The sequence below is a fragment of the Bacillus cereus group sp. BfR-BA-01430 genome (assembly GCF_022663115.1).
Taxonomy (GTDB): Bacteria; Bacillota; Bacilli; order Bacillales; family Bacillaceae_G; genus Bacillus_A; species Bacillus_A cereus_BD.
The window spans coordinates 268,198-286,960 of the sequence record NZ_JAKUEW010000002.1 but is presented as its reverse complement, the minus strand read 5'-3'; the positions used below and the strand labels follow the sequence as shown (position 1 = coordinate 286,960).

Genomic DNA, 18,763 nt, shown 5'->3' with positions numbered 1-18,763 from the left:
AAAAGAAGTGATACTCTATATTTTGAGTGGAACGGTTTCATGAAAGGAATTCATATGCAATTAATCCAATGTACAAAAAAACTAGCAGATATAATGGGATTAAAAACTGAGAAAATAGCCCTAAGTGAAAGTAATAACTTACATAGTTGGCATGCGAATTTATTTACAATCAATCGCAAGAAATGTGTAATCGTGATGAATAATGTAACGCGGTATCATTTCATCATTTATGGCGTAACGAAAAAAGATTTACGAGATTTTGAGGCGTTATTTCAAAAAAACTTAGTCACAAACTTGTTATTAGATGGAGTCGAACCAGAAGTGATTGAATATTATGTAAAGGATAGTTCACCGATGCAATATGCAGCAATAAATAATCGCAGTATTCTTTCGCAAATGAATGATGCGGTCTTTATGGTGGACCATTATTTCTATGCTGAATTAGTAGAGAAACAGAAGCCTTTTATCAATATTGCAGAACTCAATCAAAATTTAAACCAAACTTTAATGACAAAAATACCGAAGTATCCTGCAGAAATGATGAGCGAGGCTCTGAATCAGCATTTGATTATTTCAAAAAATGAATAGGGGAACATATGCATGAGAGATCAGTTACTGAAAATTATTGATAACATGTCAGAAGAAGAAGCAAAATCACTGTTACGCCTTGTTTTACTACAACTTGAGCTTGTAGCGGAACATCGGGATGAAGAAATGATTCATATGGTAGCAGAAATACCAAAACAATTAATAGAATCACAAAAGCCTACATTACACATAAAAGATAGCGAACATGTACATATTGCATTTGGTGATTCGTCGGCAGGTTGCTTAAAGCACACGTTAAAAAAGGAAGGATTTCATCAAGATTATGTCATTTCATTATCGGATATTTTTTCAGTCGGGCCAATTTTTGACTTAGATGATCAAAAAGGGCAAGTTGCTAGGCAAAAATGGTTATCTAGCAATTTAAGCACAGGTGATTTCTATTTTGAGGAAGAGTATTTACCGTCCTTTCTTTCTTCATTAGAAGAGATGCGCTCTATTCCAAAAGATACATCAGTTACGATTTGGAAAGCAGATAATGCTCATGAACATGTAGGGCTTTGCTTTGTACTTGCTATGTTAAAAGATAAGAAAAATATTAGAATGATTAACACTTCAGAAGTGCCAAAAAAGTTATTGAATAAAGAGTATGATATATGTAGAACGGGTGAACTAGATCCAGAAGATATAGCAATCATTCTTGAACAATATAAAGAAAAGGGATATTTAAAAGAAGAAGTTCGAGCAGCGTTAATAAAAGAATGGAACGCTTTATCTACTAACACAGCACTCTTACGCATCTGGAAAGATGGTACAGTTCATTCTGTAGTAGAAGATTATTTTGATGAATATATAATTCGATGTGCAAAAGAAATAGGAGCAGATAAAGATTTTTCTAAAGCCGCTCAGGTAATTGGAGAAGTACTTGGCCGTGTAGAACAGTTAGTTGGGGATGTTTTTCTTGAATATCGCTTACAAACATTAATAAAACAAAATATTTTTCAAGCCAAAGGTTCCTTAAAAGCAATGCGCTATTATAGTGTGAAATTAAATAGATAAAAAGATGAAAGCCTTACTTTTGAAGGATATGTTTTCAAAAGTAAGGCTTTTTTAGTTCATAAAATGAATTTGGGCGATATATAAGCTACCTTTAGGTGACCGATGACATATGAATGTTGAAAGAAATATAGATAAAGGAGGTAACATTTCATATGTATAACTATCCTAATTATCCAGGTGTAGGTTACGATCAAACTATGTATTCGCAGTACCAAGGATATGAGGAAGAAGCTATGGAACTGAGAGAGGTTGATTATGAAGAGTATCGCCCTGATGATGCGGAAGATGCACCGACGTCACCGCCTCCATCGCAAGCACCTTCCGTACCTTCAACATTTGCGGCACCTGTACAAAGTGGCAATATTAAATCGTGGATGTGTAATTGTTTAGGAAGATGGGGATACTTACGATTGCATCGTCCTGGCCCTTTTGGAAGAGATTTATGGTTTTTCCCAACTGAAGTAAGAAGAGGTGGGGTATCCGGTTATACGTGGCAAGCTGGACGTCGCCGGAAAGTGAGTTATCGCTATCAACAAATTAGTAATTTTATGTGCTTTGCTTAGAAAAAAATCAAAGAGGAGAATATTCTTCTCTTTGATTTTTATTTTTCAAGCCCAAAAGTAATATATTAACAAAAAATATATAATTTTCATTCTTGTAATAGGTTATAATTCATATGTTGGCGTGATTTTCATAAAACATGAGAGTGAGGGAATGTGATGTCTGTAAAAAACAAAGTTGGTCGAAACATTAAGGATGGGATTAAGCTAGCTTCTCCTGAATTTAAAGAAGATGCGTATGAAATTTATAAGGAATCACGTAAATTACAACCGATTTTGTTTGTATATAAAGGGGAATTAGGCATAGAGTGGTTGATTACAAGATATGAAGATGCACTGTTTTTGTTAAAAGATTCACGGTTAAAGAAAAATCCAGAAAATATTTTTTCTCAAGAAAAATTAAAATCATTATTTTCGATTGAAAATAGCGATCATTTAACAAAACATATGTTAAATGCAGATCCGCCTGATCATAACCGCTTGCGAGCACTTGTTCAAAAAGCATTTACTCCCAAAATGGTTTCACAATTACATAGTCGAATTCAGCATATAGCGAACACTTTATTAGATCATGTTGAACAGAAGCGTTCCTTTCATCTCGTTAGTGATTTTTCCTTTCCGTTACCAATCATTGTTATTAGTGAAATGCTCGGCATTCCAAAAGAAGATCAAGCGAAATTTCGAGTATGGTCTCATGCGGTCATCGCTTCACCTGAAATACCAGAAGAAAAAATAGAGAATGAAGAAAAACTTTCTGAGTTTATTACGTATTTACAATACGTAGTTGATTTAAAACGAAAAGAGCCAAAAGAAGACTTAATTAGTAGGTTAATACAAGCTGAAAGTGAAGGCAGTCAATTAAGTGCACCAGAGCTTTATTCCATGATTATGTTGCTTATTGTAGCTGGTCATGAAACAACGGTAAATTTAATTACGAATACAATGTTAGCATTGTTAGAGAATCCAGATCAACTGCAGTTATTAAAAGAAAGGCCAGAGCTTATTGGTTCAGCAATTGAAGAAGGCTTACGTTACTATTCTCCAGTTGAGGTTACAACGGCACGCTGGGCAGCTGAGCCTTTTCACATACATAATCAAGTGATTCAAAAGGGGGATATGGTGACGATTTCTTTAGCCTCTGCGAATCGGGATGAAACAATTTTTGCAAATCCAGATGTATTTGATATTACAAGAGAAAATAATTGTCATATCGCTTTTGGTCATGGAGGGCATTTTTGTTTAGGAGCACCATTAGCTAGATTAGAAGCAAAAATCGGAATTGCTACATTGTTAAAACGTATGCCTCGATTACAAATAAAAGGAAAGAGAGAAGATATAAAATGGGAAGGTAATTATTTAATGCGTTCTTTAAAGGAATTACCATTAACTTTCTAGAATTTAGGTATGTGAGACACGCATACATCATATTTCGTTTACATAGAGTATGTATGTGTAAATTAAAATCGAAACGGAAGGGTGAAGACATCCCAATGATCAACTAATTCTATTTGTTAAGAAATCTTCGTTAAAAAACGAAATCTTCTTCTGGATAGGATTAGTATGTACATTTTTGTATAAAAGGGATGTGGTTCGCGCTGCGAATATACAGTCTTTTTTCATATGATTTGTACTGCCTCTTATTCAGAACGAAAATAGGGGGCTTTTTTATGTCAGTAAGTGCCGAAATAAATCAAAAAGTTGGTATGTCACAAGTATTAAAAAATCGTTTTGTGCAAGGGATTCTTACTTCAGCACTATGTTTACAAATCGGAATATGGGTTCGGAATTTTGCAGTATTGCTGTATGTCATGGAAATGACGAAAGGAAATGCGTTTGCGATTTCTATGATTTCAGTTGCGGAGTTTGCACCTATTTTTATTTTTTCATTCATTGGGGGAACATTTGCGGATCGTTGGAAACCACGAAAAACGATGATTTGGTGCGAAGCTTTAAGTGCTTTATCTGTATTTGCAGTCCTTCTCACATTGATGTTTGGTACATGGAAAATCGTTTTCTTCGTTACTTTAATCTCAGCGATTCTTTCGCAATTTTCCCAGCCTTCTGGTATGAAGTTATTTAAGCAACATTTATCAGCAGAAGAGATCCAATTAGCCATGTCGTTATATCAAACGATTTTTGCGATATTTATGATACTTGGTCCTATACTTGGCACTTTTGTTTTTCAAAGCTTCGGTATTTATATTTCAATTGTCGTAACAGGAGTTGCTTTTTTACTTGCGGCTATCGTCTTGTTATTTTTGCCAAAAGATGTGGAGATGAAGGCGGAAAAGAAACAAGTGAGTTTACTGCAAGAAATGGCAGATGGCATTAAGTATGTGTTAGCTAAAAAAACATTAACGTTACTCGGTATTTGTTTTATGGCTGCAGGATTAGGAATTGGTCTTATTCAGCCGTTAGGAATTTTTATCGTAACAGAGCAACTTGGTTTATCTAAGGAAAGTTTGCAATGGTTATTGACTGTAAACGGAGCCGGTATGATCATTGGCGGTGCATTCGCGATGGTATTTGCGAAAAATGTTGCACCGCAAAAGATGTTAATGATTGGGTTACTTGCACAAGCAATTGGCATTGGGATCATTGGTTTCTCTACAAACTTATGGATTACACTTACGGCACAACTGTTTAGCGGTCTTGCTCTTCCTTGTATTCAAATTGGCATTAATACACTTATTATTCAAAACTCTGATACAGACTTTATCGGACGTGTAAATGGAATCTTAAGTCCACTATTTACAGGGTCAATGGTACTCACGATGAGTATAGCTGGTTCATTAAAAGAAGTATTTTCACTTAGTATACTTTATGAAGGAACAGCTGTATTATTTATCATTGGGTTATTTGTGATTTTGCCAATTTATCATTTAAAACCTGCCGTAAGGGCTGAAAATCAACCAGCGAAAGACGGGAGTGCTATTCAACAAGAATCATAATTCTAACAGAAAGTAGAAGTATCAGACCTCATGAATTTGTGAATGATAAAAGCATAAGGAGGTGTGATACTGATGGCACAAGATGTTTTATGTGAAGTAAACAACTGTAAATATTGGGGCAACGGTAACAGATGTAATGCCGATGCAATTTATGTAGTAAGTCATAAAGGAAAGCAAGCGTCGAAAACAGAAGAAACAGATTGTAAAACTTTCATACCAGAAGTTTAATTTTTTGGGGTAACCATATGGCGGTTACCCTTTTCTTAATTATATTATTGATAATAAATCTCATTTTCATTCACTTTTTCTTATTTTTCTTGTCGTTCATGTTGCGTTTTTATTCATTAAATCATCCTCCCCAAAAACGAGGTGAGGCAGAAGTTCACTTTGTTGTTATGTTTCTCAATTGTAAAGAAATGGTTTCTCTCGTACGATGAAAGTATGGCTAAATCAAATAGAGTGGAGGATGATGCTGATGTTAATGTGTCAAAAAAGCGAGATCTTTCAACAGTTTATTCGTAATGTAACAGCTAGTATTGAAAATAATAAAAATGAAGAAACGATAGTTTGTACAATTGAGAAACTTTTAGAAAAACTTTTAGAGACGAAAGCATGGCTCCCATTAGAAAAACAGAAAACAAATATGAATCAATATGCTCGTCATTTATTATATAAAGACCCATTAGATCGTTTTGAAGTACTTGCGCTTGTATGGAAGGACGGACAAGCAACACCATTACATGATCATGATGGTGCTTGGGGAGTAGAAGGAGTTTTTTCTGGCCGAATTAAGGTGAAAAACTTTTTACAAATCAAGCAATTAGAAGAATCAATTTTTCAATTGAAATATTTAGGTCAGTTATATTTAGGGGAAGGAGAAACGGATAAAGTCATTCCTCCAGCTGATTGTCATATCCTTGAAATCGAACCGAATGAACAAGTTGTTACCATTCATATTTATGGAAAGAAACTGGAGAAATTTAAAGTGTTTATTCCAACCGAAAGAAAAGAGATATATAGGTGTAAGATGAAATATATTCAATATAGCTCATAACAGTTATAATTCAAAATGAAAGCGCTATCTTATTTCGGGGGAAGGATGGCGTTTTTATTTTGAATTGATATGGAAATATTTCTTGACCTGAAACGCTTTTCATACATTATAACTGAGAGGTAGTTACTGCGTTAGATATGGAAACGATATCTTTCTATCTTTTCGTGGATTCCTAGAAAGTGGTGAAGAAATAATGAAACTTATTGCGATTGATTTAGATGGAACGCTTCTTTCGAAAAATAAAATGATTAGTAAAGAAAATGCAGAAGCGATTCGAAAATGTCAAGAAGAGGAGCATGTTGTAGCCATTTGTACCGGACGTTCTATCGTTGACATTGAACGTCTGTTACAAGAAGTAAACTTACAATGTCCAATCATTGCAGAAAATGGTGCAGTTATTTATAAAGATAAAACAATGTTGAAAAGATACGCTATACAAAATGAGCACGCACTTGAAATTATAGAATATTTGGAAGAGCAAGGGATGTATTATCAATTATATACGGATAAAGGTGTATACGTACCAAAGTATGGTGAAGAAAATGTACGTAAAGAAATGGAAGCGATTCGAAATCTAGGTATAAACCTTAGTGAAGAAGAGGTTGAAAACATTGCAGCGCTTTACCTTGAACATACAGCTTTTCATAGTACAGACAGTTGTAAAGCGATTATAAACAAAGAGTTATATGTGCACAAATTTTTACCTTTCTCTTATGATAAGACGAAATTAAAAAGATTAAAAGAAAAGTTCCAGCATAACAGTAAGTTAATTATTTCTGCTTCTTATTGGCATAATTTAGAGATTAATCACTGTGATGCTCAAAAGGGAAATGGATTATATACATTAGCGGAATATCTTAATATTCCATTTGAAAACACAGTAGCCATTGGTGATGGACTAAATGATATTTCCATGATGCAAAAAGCCAATATGTCCATTGCGATGGGGAATGCTGTTAACGAGTTAAAAGAAATGTGTCACTATGAAACATTAACAAATGAAGAGCACGGTGTTGCTCATGCTCTATATCATTATGTAATGGCATAAGATCATGATTGAAACAAAAAAGAATCCGAATTTGGATTCTTTTTTGTTTTTTTATTAGGGGTAAGGTATTCTATGAGACTTATAGAATCCTTATTACAAATATTATATAGAATATTTTGGAATTGATGTATATATTTTGATGGTTATTTGTGAAAATTTTGTGAATTCCATATTTACTTCATTAGTAGTTTTAGTTGTTCTTAGTGAACTACCCGCCACTTAAATTCTAACGAATTTTGAAGTAGGGGCTTCTCAGTTCCACGACGAAAGCAACCTTTCGTCTCCCTGAGCGTTACTTCGGGTTATTCCACCCCTAGATGTCCAACGCTTGGACGTTCTTTTTTACGGTTGATATTTTACGCAGGAACCGAACGGCTTGGTTTTCGCACTTTGTTTTCTTCCTGCAACCTTATATATCAAGTTATCAAAGAACTTCATGTTTCTAGTTTATCAAAAATCTTTTGGCTATGCCAAACCGAAATTCATCTCCCACCTACCGTTGGGCTATCGCCCTGCACACGCTTGAGGAAGGAGAATTCTTCTGGATAAAGCGTTAAAAAATAAAAATTTATTTGAATAATTCTACTTCTACTATATACCTGAACGGCCATTATCCGTATAATGAAGAAGCATGCGTTAAAAATTGGTATTAAATTTACATATAGAGGTGAAAAGGGAATGAGTGCTCGGTTAATGGAACTCATTGATGTGAACACAATAAAAATAATGGCGGAACAGTTTTATAAATTAACAAATATATCACACCAACTTCTTGATGTTGAAAGAGAATGTATTTTTTCATTCGGTCTAGATCAAGAAATAAATCATAGATTGACTACGGTTGAAATTCCCATTTTTTTAGACGAGCAATATTTAGGGTCTTTTATTGCTTGTCCTATAAAAAAGGATATGGTTTATTGTCAAAAATACTTCGAAACACTTTCCAGTCTTATTGTAAATCATGCGAGAACTCAACTTCAAAACCAAAATCAAAATTTACAATTGCTTTCAAAGGAGAAAGAGCAATTATATACCATTTTACAAAATATGCCCGTTATGGTTGATGCTCTTGACCTTGATGGTGAATTTATTTTATGGAATCGTGAATGTGAGAGTGTAACGGGTTACACAGCAGAAGAAATGATTGGAAACCCAAAAGCTCTTGAATTATTATATCCAGATGTAAACTATCGCCGACAAATCCAAGAAAAGTTTGCTGCTTACGGAAGAGATTTTCGAGATTGGGAAATGAACTTAACTTGTAAAAATGGTGAGCAAAAAACAATTATGTGGTCTAATATATCCAATCGCTTTCCGGTTTCTGGGTTTAGTTACTGGGCTGTTGGGGTCGATATTACCCATTTAAAAGAGATAGAAGCACAGTTAAAAGAACAGACATCCGAATTGGAACTCATTTTTCAAGCGCTACCAGATTTATGCTTTTTAACAGAAGCTGATGGAACGATTATAGATTATAAAGCCGGTTCACCTGCGAAATTTTATGTACCAGCAGAAGAGTTTATGGGGAAAAAGTTTGATGAAGTTTTGCCATCTCCTGTAGCACAGCAATTCCAAGAAGCTATTGATCAAGTACAGAAAGAAGAAACAATCGCTATTGTCGAATATTCTCTTTCTTTGAAAGGAAGCATAAGCTTTTTTGAAGCTAGATGTTTTCCATTATCGAAAGATAGAATTATGATTATTGTTCGTGATATTACTGAAAGAAAAAAGACAGAAGAGTTATTAAATAAATCTGATACACTTGCAGCAATTGGACAATTAGCTGCAGGAGTAGCACATGAAGTTCGAAATCCATTAACGGTAATTAAAGGATTTATTCAGCTCTTTCAAATGAATAAAGAGGATCAAGAGAAATACTTTGATCTTATGCTTTCAGAGATTGAACGAATTGAGTCTATTCTTCACGAATTTTTATCAATCGCTAAAACAGATGTAATTCCTACAGAAAAGAAAAATCTTTATTCTATTATGAAAAATGTTGTTTCATTAATTAATACAAAAGCAATTATGACAAATATTCAAATTGAAATTATATCTGAATCAAAAGAATTAGTAATTGAGTGCTGTGAAAATCAATTAAAACAAGTATTTATTAACATTTTACAGAATTCAATCGAGGCGATGCCAGATGGTGGTAAAATCTTTATTCATATGAAAACGAATAGAATAAATGAAGTGATAATTGATTTGGTAGACGAGGGAATTGGTATACCAGAAGAACGTATTAAAAGGTTAGGAGAACCATTCTATAGTACAAAAGAGAAAGGCACTGGAATTGGTTTAATGTTAAGCTATAAAATTATTGAACGACATCAAGGAAGAATTAGTATTATGAGTAAAGTTGGCGTTGGAACATCTGTTACGATTTATTTACCAATGTTCCAACACGAAAAATCTCTTTCTGACAATGAACATCCCTTTACTATAGCGAATTCGTAATTAGCAAATGCAACAAATATCAAGTAACTTTTAAAATATATAATCACCCTAATCGATTTTTATTTCAAATCTAATTTCTAGAATAAATAGAAAGAAAAAGCACATTGTCATCTATATGAGAGGACGATGTGCTTTTTTATCATCAATGTTCCGAATTTTAGAACATGTTTTTATACAGGAAATGATATTAATTATTATTATCTTTCTTGCTAGAATACATAATAAAGTTAGGGGGTGTTTTACATAAAAGTTATTTTTTTCTATTCTTTAAAAATGATAAACGAAATAGGAGGTTTATATATTTGGAGAATCATAGTTTTTTCTTTGACTAGGTAACATATCATCACAAAATAAATAGTTGTTCTATTATATCTATTTATTTTTATGTAAAGTACTAAAGTTATTTTTATAAAAAAGGAGATGCTTATAATGAAAATACCTTGTTTTGTAATGCGTGGAGGAACATCAAAAGGATTATTTTTTTTAGATAAACACTTACCTTCAAATAAACGATTGAGGGATGAGGTAATTTTAAAAGTACTAGGAGCTGGAAATGCTCGCGGTGTTGATGGAATGGGGACACTAGATCCTTTATCCAATAAAATTGCTATTATTCGTAAATCAACTGATCCAGGAATCGATATTGACTATTTATTCTTGCAGGCAGATTTAAAGAAAATGGTACTAGATGATAGTGTAAACTGCGGTAATATTATTTCAGCTGTGGCACCATATGCGATTGAAAGTGACATAATAAAGGCTGAATCCGGTGAAATGACAGTTACAATTAGAAATGTAAATACAAATGCTATCGTGGAGTCAAAGGTTCTGACTGAAAATGGAAACGTACTGTATAGTGGAGATGTTAAAATTGATGGTGTTCCAGGAACTGGCGCTCCGATTCGACTGAACTTTATGAATTCAGTTGGATCTGTTACAGGAAAGCTTTTTCCTACAGGATCAAAGATAGATGTGATTGAAGGCATCAATGTGTCTTGTATAGATGTTTCAGTCCCTTTAATTATTATTCAAGCGAATGAACTTGGTATTGAGGGAGATGAAAGCCCTGAATTATTGAATTCTAATACGATGTTTTTAAACAAAATTGATATGATTAGAAAAGAAGTAGCTGCACTTGCCAATTTAGGGAATGTGTCTAATAAAGTAATTCCTAAAATAGCAATTGTCTCAAGACCTAGAAAGTCCGGTACGATAACATCACGATATTTTATTCCACATCAATGTCATAGCACACATGCTGTAACAGGGTCGCTGGCACTTTCTGCGGCAATAAAGATTAATGGAACGACTGCTAATCATATTGTAAAGAAGAGTGGTTCATATAAAGAGGAAGAATCGAATCCAATAATTATTGAACATCCAGCAGGTCAAATTCAAACAGAATCAATTGTAGTGGAATCAAATGGAAAGTATTCTATTAAACAATCTAGCATTACTCGTACTGCGCGGTTAATTTTTAAAGGAGAATTAATATTATCATAAATGATAATGATACAAAAAATTTTTGGAACATGAAAGTTTCACTTAAAAATGTAGTGATGGAAAGAAGTCAACAAGCAGAAGGCTGATTTATGAAAAAAAGAAAGGTTATGAAAGTTCATCTTATGCATCTACTCTAATGCTTTAGACAGTGTCATTGATTATGCCTAGACAAGACCGAGAAATCAAAAAGAATATTTCTCGGTCTATCTATTTACTAGATTGGAGGTTCTTTATTAGTGAACAATATGAAGAAAGCATCATTTTATATGATTCTTTCAGGTTTCAGTTTTTCGCTATCTGGTTTTTTCGCAGAACATGCTATTTTTTCTGGAGATTTCTTTTTAACTTTAACAGCAAGATTTTTCATTCCGTTTATTTTCTTAATTCCTTTTATTGTGAATCGGGTACAAAGAAAAGAGTTTTGGCTGAATAGTTATAAGCAGTTACCACGAGCGTTTTCCATTACTCTTTCTCAAGCGTTATTTTTTCTATGTGCAGCTAATAGTTCCTTGTTTATAGCTATGGTTTTATATAATACAGGACCTATTTTTATCTGTCTCTTTACACTCTTCTCCAAAACAAAACGTGCGACAAGAATGGAAATGGTAGCTTCTCTTTTTGGATTTTTAGGAGTGTTTCTTATATTGAAAACAGGGGGGATTGATTTTAAATCTCTATTTTATTTAGGAATAGGTGTACTTTCTGGAATTTCGCTAGCTTTTTCACAGATATTTTTACATAGAAGTGCACAAACTGATGATAATCTTTCTATCATGACTTACACCTATTTATATGGTAGTATTCTCTCTGCATTCTTATCAATTTGTTTTACGAAGACGAGTTACGAAGAAGTATTTATGTCGAGCCCAATTGTACTATTATTTTTAGTTTTAATGGCAGCTGGTAGTCTCGGAAATCAATGGTTTAGAGGAATAGCATATAAATTAACACCACGAATATCAAAGTTATCTACGCTTTTGTATTTGAATATCTTATTTTCTTTGTTTTTAGACGTATTATTTAATAATAGCATTCCATCTTTTATTCAGTTTACAGGTGCACTATTTGTTATAGCAAGTGCTGTCATGCCTATTTTGATGCGTTCTGATAAGAAACAAATGGAACAAAAACAAGTAGCAAATGGGTAAATCGTTAAGTACATGAAGAATAACATTTTTATTCTTCATGTACTTATTTTAAAAACACAAAATGATTCTTTCATATGAAATGAAATGAGATGAGAAGATCGTATATTGCGAATGATTGACATGTTCTATATACGCATGAAAGATGTTACCCTGCAAATTGCACAGCAGTTTCTGCATGTAAATAAGCTGTATCAAACACGGGAATAGAGAAATCTTTTTGCGAGAGCAGTAAAGGAATTTCTGTACATCCTAATAAAATACCTTCAGCGCCGTTTTCAATTAGTTTCGCTGCGACTTGTAACAATGTTTCTTTTGATTGCGGTGAAAGGATACCTTTACTTAACTCATTTAAAATAATATGGTGGATCAAGTTTCGTTCATCTTCATGAGGAATCATTGTTTCAATCCCATAATTCGCTAACCTTGCTTTATAAAAATTTTCTTCCATTGTTTGTTTTGTTCCGAGAAGTCCGATGCGCTTAATCTGTTGCTTCACAATTTTTTCTGCACTTACATCACCTATATGGAGGAGAGGGATAGATACTGCTTTTTCTACTTCATCTGCAAATTGATGAACAGTATTTGAACACATGAGTATACAGTCAGCGCCGGAGCTTTCTACTTTCTTTGCTACGTCAATTAATTCATGTTTTACTTCCTCATATTGATGATTTTGCAATAATGTTGTGATTTCCCCAAAATCCATGCTGTATAAAACGAGTTTTGCATTTTGATTATATTGGGTAAGTGCAAGTGTATTGATATGTTTATAATATAAAGATGTTGACTCCCAACTTAACCCACCGATTAACCCAATTGTTTTCATACTCTATTCCTCCGTTACAGTAGTTTTTTATTTATTATTTCACAATTCCGATAAGAATACAATGATTTAAAATGATTCTTTTCCACATGAATTGTAATTGATGAGTTAGATCATTTTGTTTTTTTGATAAGACTTGTGCAAAAACGCACGAAATTTAATGTTAAAAACGGAACATACAGCAAGCATGATAGTTCCTATTTTGTGATCGCCGGTCTAAGGTTTTTCTTCCCTTTTAAAGGAAAAGAGGAGCTCACCATTGCCTAATTTAGAAGAAAGTTTTCGTTTATTTCAATGAGACACGCTCAAAAAGTGGATAAAAACATACTGTATAATACGAACCTGTTAAAATAATCAACTACCTATTAGTTTTGAAACCAAAAGGAGGAAAAAAATATGAGTTACGGTGGTTCTTGTGGTTTTGGTGGAGGATTCGCTTTATTAGTTGTATTATTTATTTTATTGATTATTGTTGGATGCAGCTGCTGGGGCGGAGGATATTAATTTTTAATACACCTTCACAAATATGTGTAAAAGAAAAAACTATGTAATGTATTCGTATGAGTACAAACAAAAAAAGGAGCCCAGTAGCTCCTTTTTTGTTATATTTTATGAAAGATCATGACGAAGTAGGAAGATTATCATACAGAACACCATGCTTCATAAAACGCTTTTACCGATGTATAGCGTTTATTTCTATCGCTCTCTACAGCATGGCAGGCTACATCATATAAAGGTTTTCCAGCCTCCCATTTTGCAAACGATCGATTCAAGCCACCACCTAAAAGAGAGAAGGCCATTGCCCCCATGTTAAATACATTTGTTTTCTCATCAATTTGTGCGCCTAATTCAAATTCTTCAGGTGACATAAATCGTGAAGAGCCCCACATTCTTCCCATGAAATTTACATAAGGTTTTTGCGCATAAAGATCAATATCACAAATTTTAGTTGTATTGGTTTTAAAATCATATAAAATGCTTCCATCATAGAAATCAATAGCGACATAGTTTCGTTGTTCAACATGTACATGAAAATTGAAAATACAATCTATAGAAGTAAGACGTTTTTCAATCGGTAACTGCTTATAACGTTCAAAAGAAGAAGCGAGATTAAGCTGATTTTGTAATTTAGGTCTTAGTGATTCTCCATGAAACCATTCAAAAATAGCGACATACCCATTGTTTACTTCAAAATGATCCTTTAATGAAATGAGATGGTGATGTTTGAGTTCTTGATAGAGAGGAACAGCTTGTTTTAAACATCGAGCCGCATCACTAGGTTTCCCTTCATAATTCATTGGTTTCGCGCCAGCAAATTTAACAAATGATTGAATGCCATCTTGTTCTATACCAAAAGATAGATTTCCGGAGTCTTGCTCATCAAATACAGCAAACACTTTTCCGAGTTTTGTCAGCCACTCAAAATCTTGATGCTCTTTTAATTGAAACGTAACATGATCTAAATGAATTGTAATTGGAAGTTCTTTCATTGTTCACCTCTTATTTTATATAATCAAATTAAAATATTCGATAAGTATAATAGATTTCCTGTTTATATTTTTGGTGAGGCAATCTTTAAAACAACTGCGGTTTTAAGATTAAAATGAAGGGGTAAAAAGAACAACGGGGATAGTTTAAAGTATTAGCTTGATGGGCATGTGATAGTACGCCACATACAATAAAACATCAATCTACATTCCATCGTGCAAATGGTACCAGTGTAGAGTTTCAGCCTTATGGAGCCGGAAATCTTGCTTTGGAATCAATTAAATATGAACCATTTGTTGAAATGGTAAAGTTTTTACGTGAAAGCAAAAATCATAACATGACATAAATTTTTCGTTTATAATGTGACTTAGAATTGTTTAATGGGGATGGAAATATTGAACGAGCAAAAAAAACGGTAATGTTAAAAAGATTTGTTTTCGTGAAGAATACATCTTCTTTTTAAAGCACTACACTTCATTTAAAAGATGAAAGGATCGATCATTTTGAAAAGTACAAGGCTGCTAAAAATAGGGATGTGTGTTGGGATAGTAAGTTTGAGTCTTACAAGTATAAAACTCCTTATAGGTGAACCATTGCAAGTAAAGGCAAAAGAAAAAAACGAGCAAACAAAACATACAAATCATGCGACTCATCAAGAATTCGCTCAACTTGAGAAAACGTTTGATGCCCGGATTGGTGTCTATGCGATTGACACCGGCACAAACCGGACAGTCGCTTATCGACCTAATGAGCGGTTTGCTTACGCATCTACTTACAAAGCTCTGGCTGCAGGAGTGCTGTTACAACAAAACTCAATGGACAAACTCGATGAAATGATTACCTATACAAAAGATGACCTCGTCGCATATTCACCAATTACAGAGAAATATGTAGATACGGGTATGACTCTTGGGGAAATTGCAGAAGCTGCTGTCCGTTACAGTGATAACACTGCCGGAAACCTTTTATTTAAGAAACTAGACGGCCCTAAAGGATTTGAAAAGGCACTTAGACAGATTGGTGATAAGGTTACTAGTGCTAATCGTTTTGAGACAGATTTGAACGAAGCTATTCCAGGAGACATTCGTGATACAACTACACCGAAAACGCTTGCTATTGACCTTAAAGCTTTCACAGTCGGAAGTATACTCACAGCTGACAAGCGTAAAATCTTGACGGATTGGATGCGCGGAAACGCTACAGGAGACAAACTGATCCGCGCAGGTGTACCTAAAGATTGGGAAGTCGGTGATAAATCAGGAGCTGGAAACTACGGAACACGAAATGATATTGCTATCGTTTGGCCACCGAACAGAGAACCTATTATCATCACAATTTTGTCCACCCGAGATAAAAAAGATGCTACCTATAATAACGAATTGATCGCGCAGGCTGCTAAGGTTACAATGAATGTTCTAAAATAATAATTAGAATTCTATATATGAAGGATGACTTATAAGAAAGTGTTGCATATCATTTTTATCTTCTTTATTCCGTTTGATTGTTATCAGTATTATATGAATGGTGCTTTTAAGTGCATTGAGGTTTCAAATGCAAGAAACATAGGCGTGTGGTAAAATAAATAGTACTGAAGTGGGGATTGATGAAAGGACATATTTATGTGAAAAACGAAAAAAAAGTGAACTTGAAATTTGAAATTTTTAAAAAAGATATTGTATTTACGATATCATTCTTATTAGCAATTGGAAGTTGTTTATTCCATGCACCAAAACTAGAATATATTAATTTTAAAGTATTGATCAGCTTATTTAATCTTATGCTTGTAGTTAAAGCTCTGGACAATCTGAAATTATTGGATAAGTTTGCCATCGCTATACTAAGTAAATGTCATAATAGTAAAAGTGTTTCAACCATCTTAATTTTATTATGCTTCTTTAGTTCTATGCTTGTAACGAATGATGTGGCATTAATAACATTTGTACCATTAACACTTATCATTAGTAAGATGATACAAACTTCTATGTTGGATACTATTATACTAGAGACAATTGCGGCTAACATCGGGAGTAGCTTAACTCCTATGGGAAACCCTCAAAATCTTTTCATATTTACTAACTACGGAATAAAGCCTATACAATTTTTTACAACAATCCTTCTATTAGTAGTTCTTGGAATTGTTCTGTTATTATTTCTTAACCAAAGATTGAAAAGCAAACCATTAGAAATGGAACTTCCGTCTATTTCGATAAAAAATAAAAAAGAGGCAGCGGTATGGGGAATCCTATTTTGTATCATATCTGCATCCATATTAGGCTTTTTAAGCTACAAACTTGCGTTTATTATCGCATTGGGAACCGCATGTATACTTGATATAAAACTATTGAAGAAAATTGATTATGTATTGCTTATTACTTTTATATGTTTTTTTATATTTATAGGAAACGTATCGGAAGTAAGAGTGATTCAAACATTTGCAAGTGAAACTCTCAAAAGTCCCACATCTATCTTTTTCAGTTCGATCATTTTAAGCCAACTGGTAAGCAATGTACCAGCTGCGATTTTTTTATCAAAATTCTCCGTGAATTGGCAGCCTTTATTAATAGGGGTAAATTTAGGGGGACTCGGTACAATTGTTGCGTCCCTCGCAAGCGTGATTTCATTTAAACTTTTTATGAAGAGCAATCCACAAAAAAGTAAAATGTACCTTATAAGATTTAGTATCTATAACTTTTCAATTTTAGCTTTTTTAACTCTTGTTTATTATATTATGATGAAAAATCATATTTTCTTTTAAAAGCCCTTTATAAACGGGAATGATAGCATTTTCGTAACAAGTGATTTCCTTCTCAAAAAGGAAATCACTCCATTAGTAAAATCCAGGCTTATCGACAATTGCAAAAAGCTGAAGAAAATGGTTATGCATTTACAACAGTTACAGATGGGAGAATGAATCAACCTGCTATACACGAAGCGAAAATAGCAGTAGAAGAAGCACTTACCTCAAAAGGAAAAAATTCAGATTGGCTTTATTTTTATAATCTTAAAACAGCTACTGACAAATAGATTACAACACGTCAAACCATTGCAGAAATTGGCAATCATTTGTTTGCAAAATAAAAATAAGAATGTGTTAACTAAAATACCTTTTATGATTTAAGTAGTAACGAGAATCGCATTCTAATATTATATATTTGATAAGGCTATAGACTAGGGCTTCGGCTCTATCTTATTTTTTGTTTAATATATTACTAAGTAATATATCATGTACTTATAGACTTGAAAGCGAGTGGATAGAATGGCATACAGCAAAGCGCAAAACGAAGCCACAAAGAACTATAAAAAACGCAATCCAGAACAAGCGAAATACCTCAATTATAAAACTATGGCTAGAAGCTTCATTAAGAATCTAGCCACAAAAGAAGATTTGAATATGCTAAAAGAATTAATTGCAGAAAAAGAGGAGAATGATCGTGTTAGAAAATAAATTAGGTATCAAAAATCAGTTAGAATTGAATCGAGCAGAAGAACGACTATCAAAAATGAAAGTCAAAAATTTATATGATTCAGGAGAGATAAACCACATAGAAGTTGGCACATTCAAGGGTCTTTCTGACATTCATAAATACCTATTTGAGGATATTTATTTCTTTGCTGGAAAGATTCGAAAGGTTAATGTAGCGAAGGGGAATTTTCGTTTTGCCCCTGTTATGTACCTAAGCCATTCATTAGAGCATATAAGCACTATGCCACAAACAACCTTTGATGAAATAGTTGAAAAGTATGTTGAAATGAATATTGCCCACCCCTTTAGAGAAGGAAACGGTAGAGCGACTAGAATATGGCTAGGTTTAATCTTTAAAAATGAACTTCATCAGGTGGTCGACTGGAATAAAATTGATAAAGAAGATTATTTACTGGCAATGGAACGCAGCCCAATTAAAGACATTGAAATTAAGCATTTACTCCAAAATGCACTAGTAGATGAAATAAATAGTCGTGAAGTATTCATGAAAGGCATTGATATTAGTTACTATTATGAGGGATATACTGAATATGATATAGAGGATTTATAAAACAAAAACGGAAAGGCTTTTTAGGTTTGGTTAAAGATTAAATGTGAAGGAAAAGAAATAAGAATAGTCTTTTTGGGGAAGATTTTATT

18 protein-coding genes and 1 pseudogene are annotated in these 18,763 nt (G+C 33.4%); 17 read left to right on the top strand and 2 right to left on the bottom strand.

Annotation, left to right across the window (positions count from 1 at the left end):
- Positions 1-39 precede the first annotated feature (39 nt).
- From MR058_RS05905 to MR058_RS05855, 11 genes are all read left to right on the top strand, one after another.
- Positions 40-588 (top strand): DUF6933 domain-containing protein, encoded by a 549-nt coding sequence (locus tag MR058_RS05905; RefSeq protein ID WP_242143084.1) that lies wholly within the window; start codon positions 40-42, stop codon positions 586-588.
- Between the two features lie 12 nt (positions 589-600).
- Complete coding sequence (locus MR058_RS05900; RefSeq protein ID WP_242143083.1) at positions 601-1,605, top strand: DUF1835 domain-containing protein; 1,005 nt, start codon at positions 601-603, stop codon at positions 1,603-1,605.
- Positions 1,606-1,757: 152 nt separating this feature from the next.
- Complete coding sequence (locus MR058_RS05895) at positions 1,758-2,168, top strand: hypothetical protein (RefSeq protein WP_242143082.1); 411 nt, start codon at positions 1,758-1,760, stop codon at positions 2,166-2,168.
- 156 nt (positions 2,169-2,324) lie between these two features.
- Positions 2,325-3,560, top strand: coding sequence for a cytochrome P450 family protein (locus tag MR058_RS05890; protein ID WP_242143081.1), 1,236 nt, complete (start codon positions 2,325-2,327; stop codon positions 3,558-3,560).
- A gap of 272 nt (positions 3,561-3,832) precedes the next feature.
- On the top strand, positions 3,833-5,116 hold the full coding sequence (locus MR058_RS05885; protein WP_242143080.1) for an MFS transporter: 1,284 nt from the start codon (positions 3,833-3,835) through the stop codon (positions 5,114-5,116).
- A 72-nt stretch (positions 5,117-5,188) separates the two neighbouring features.
- Positions 5,189-5,344: a DUF1540 domain-containing protein gene (locus MR058_RS05880; RefSeq protein ID WP_242143079.1), complete on the top strand. Its 156-nt coding sequence runs from the start codon at positions 5,189-5,191 to the stop codon at positions 5,342-5,344.
- Positions 5,345-5,591: 247 nt separating this feature from the next.
- Complete coding sequence (locus MR058_RS05875; RefSeq protein ID WP_242143078.1) at positions 5,592-6,170, top strand: cysteine dioxygenase family protein; 579 nt, start codon at positions 5,592-5,594, stop codon at positions 6,168-6,170.
- Positions 6,171-6,363: 193 nt separating this feature from the next.
- Positions 6,364-7,218: an HAD family hydrolase gene (locus tag MR058_RS05870; protein WP_242143077.1), complete on the top strand. Its 855-nt coding sequence runs from the start codon at positions 6,364-6,366 to the stop codon at positions 7,216-7,218.
- 678 nt (positions 7,219-7,896) lie between these two features.
- Positions 7,897-9,678: a PAS domain-containing sensor histidine kinase gene (locus MR058_RS05865; protein ID WP_242143076.1), complete on the top strand. Its 1,782-nt coding sequence runs from the start codon at positions 7,897-7,899 to the stop codon at positions 9,676-9,678.
- Positions 9,679-10,107: 429 nt separating this feature from the next.
- The gene (locus MR058_RS05860; protein ID WP_242143075.1) at positions 10,108-11,181 is read left to right on the top strand and encodes a 2-methylaconitate cis-trans isomerase PrpF family protein; all 1,074 of its coding nucleotides are present in this window, start codon (positions 10,108-10,110) and stop codon (positions 11,179-11,181) included.
- Between the two features lie 245 nt (positions 11,182-11,426).
- Positions 11,427-12,329 carry a DMT family transporter gene (locus MR058_RS05855; RefSeq protein ID WP_242143503.1) on the top strand — a complete coding sequence of 301 codons (903 nt, stop codon included), beginning with the start codon at positions 11,427-11,429 and terminating at the stop codon, positions 12,327-12,329.
- A gap of 145 nt (positions 12,330-12,474) precedes the next feature.
- Here the strand turns inward: MR058_RS05855 and MR058_RS05850 are convergent, their stop codons facing one another.
- Entirely contained in the window at positions 12,475-13,155 is a 681-nt protein-coding gene (locus MR058_RS05850; protein ID WP_242143074.1) for an aspartate/glutamate racemase family protein, read from the bottom strand.
- A 393-nt stretch (positions 13,156-13,548) separates the two neighbouring features.
- On the opposite strand from MR058_RS05850, the gene MR058_RS05845 reads away from it, so the two are divergent.
- Positions 13,549-13,656, top strand: a complete 108-nt coding sequence (locus MR058_RS05845; RefSeq protein WP_000120182.1) for a YjcZ family sporulation protein — start codon at positions 13,549-13,551, stop codon at positions 13,654-13,656.
- Between the two features lie 137 nt (positions 13,657-13,793).
- Here MR058_RS05845 and MR058_RS05840 read toward each other — a convergent pair whose 3' ends face one another.
- Positions 13,794-14,642, bottom strand: coding sequence for a protein kinase domain-containing protein (locus MR058_RS05840; protein WP_242143073.1), 849 nt, complete (start codon positions 14,640-14,642; stop codon positions 13,794-13,796).
- 483 nt (positions 14,643-15,125) lie between these two features.
- Here MR058_RS05840 and bla point away from each other — a divergent pair, with 483 nt between their 5' ends.
- The 5 genes and pseudogenes from bla (at position 15,126) to fic (ending at position 18,674) form a co-directional block, all read left to right on the top strand.
- Positions 15,126-16,064, top strand: a complete 939-nt coding sequence (gene bla, locus MR058_RS05835; protein ID WP_242143072.1) for a class A beta-lactamase — start codon at positions 15,126-15,128, stop codon at positions 16,062-16,064.
- Positions 16,065-16,243: 179 nt separating this feature from the next.
- The gene (locus MR058_RS05830) at positions 16,244-17,395 is read left to right on the top strand and encodes an SLC13 family permease (RefSeq protein ID WP_242143071.1); all 1,152 of its coding nucleotides are present in this window, start codon (positions 16,244-16,246) and stop codon (positions 17,393-17,395) included.
- 50 nt (positions 17,396-17,445) lie between these two features.
- A pseudogene (locus MR058_RS05825) lies at positions 17,446-17,664 on the top strand (hypothetical protein); the annotation flags it as partial.
- 232 nt (positions 17,665-17,896) lie between these two features.
- Complete coding sequence (locus MR058_RS05820; RefSeq protein ID WP_242143070.1) at positions 17,897-18,085, top strand: hypothetical protein; 189 nt, start codon at positions 17,897-17,899, stop codon at positions 18,083-18,085.
- Positions 18,066-18,674, top strand: a complete 609-nt coding sequence (fic, locus tag MR058_RS05815) for a protein adenylyltransferase Fic (RefSeq protein WP_277926462.1) — start codon at positions 18,066-18,068, stop codon at positions 18,672-18,674. The genes MR058_RS05820 and fic overlap by 20 nt, the downstream gene beginning before the upstream one ends.
- The last annotated feature ends 89 nt before the right edge of the window (positions 18,675-18,763 follow it).